2 protein-coding genes are annotated in these 876 nt (G+C 61.2%); both read left to right on the top strand.

Annotated elements, in window-relative coordinates; translation table 11 throughout:
* The first annotated feature begins 171 nt into the window (after positions 1-171).
* Entirely contained in the window at positions 172-474 is a 303-nt protein-coding gene (locus tag F6Q13_RS17290) for an AbrB/MazE/SpoVT family DNA-binding domain-containing protein (RefSeq protein ID WP_293059185.1), read from the top strand.
* Complete coding sequence (locus F6Q13_RS17285; RefSeq protein ID WP_293059183.1) at positions 474-785, top strand: hypothetical protein; 312 nt, start codon at positions 474-476, stop codon at positions 783-785. The genes F6Q13_RS17290 and F6Q13_RS17285 overlap by 1 nt, the downstream gene beginning before the upstream one ends.
* The last annotated feature ends 91 nt before the right edge of the window (positions 786-876 follow it).

The raw sequence follows: 876 nt of genomic DNA, 5'->3' as shown, positions 1-876 counted from the left end.
TTCTACCAGTCCATTTGTCGGTGTCCACGACGCGGAAGCGACCAAGCAATCTCACCTTCCTGAGAAGTTGGGAATCTACCTGCTGCATGCAGCCAATCAGCGCCGCCGATGTCATTAGGGTGACGTTAAAACCGCATTGCGGTATTACCGTAATCCTGAAATACTGCCGTCATGGCGTTTCATGGGTTTGTAGGCGTGCAATCACGGGGCGTTGTCGTGCTGCCGGCGGAGGTCCGGCGTCGGCTACATCTGGACGAGCCAGGTGCGCAGGTGGAGATCATCGAGCGCGACGACGGCGTACTGGAGCTACGGCCGTCGCTGCCCGTCCCCGCCGATCAGCGTTGGTTTTGGACCGAGCGTTGGCAGCAGCGTGAACGTGAAGTTGACGACCACATTGCGGCAGGACGGGTGAAGGTCCACCAAGACGGCGACGCCTTATTGGAGCATCTGGATCGGCTGGACGCTGATCGGTAGTGAAGTTTGAAACGACACCGGCGTTCGACGCCGACTATCGTCGGCTCAAACGTGAGCATCGCGACGCGTTCCGGCGAGTGCTCACAACCAAGTTCATCCCAGCGTGCGATGCGCTGGTGGTTGATCCGTCGACCGCCTGGCCGAGGTCGCTTCGGATCAAGTCGGTTCAGGGCGTGCCCAACGTGTTGGAAATGACCTGGTCGTTCGCAAGTCCCGACGGCCGTGCCACCTTCGAGTTGGTCACAGTCGACGACGAACTCCGTTGCCGGTGGCGCAGGATCGGCGACCACTCTGTGTTTGACTGTCCCTGATGTCGTGCGCGCCACAATCCCAACCCGCTAAACCCGGGCCCACGACCCAATCCCCGCTCGTCCAACCACGCGCGACGGCCACCGCCCCCAG

This window comes from Mycobacterium sp. (genome assembly GCF_008709575.1).
Classification (GTDB): Bacteria; Actinomycetota; Actinomycetes; order Mycobacteriales; family Mycobacteriaceae; genus Mycobacterium.
Note: the sequence above shows the minus strand (reverse complement) of the source record. Positions and strands in the feature narration are given on the sequence as shown.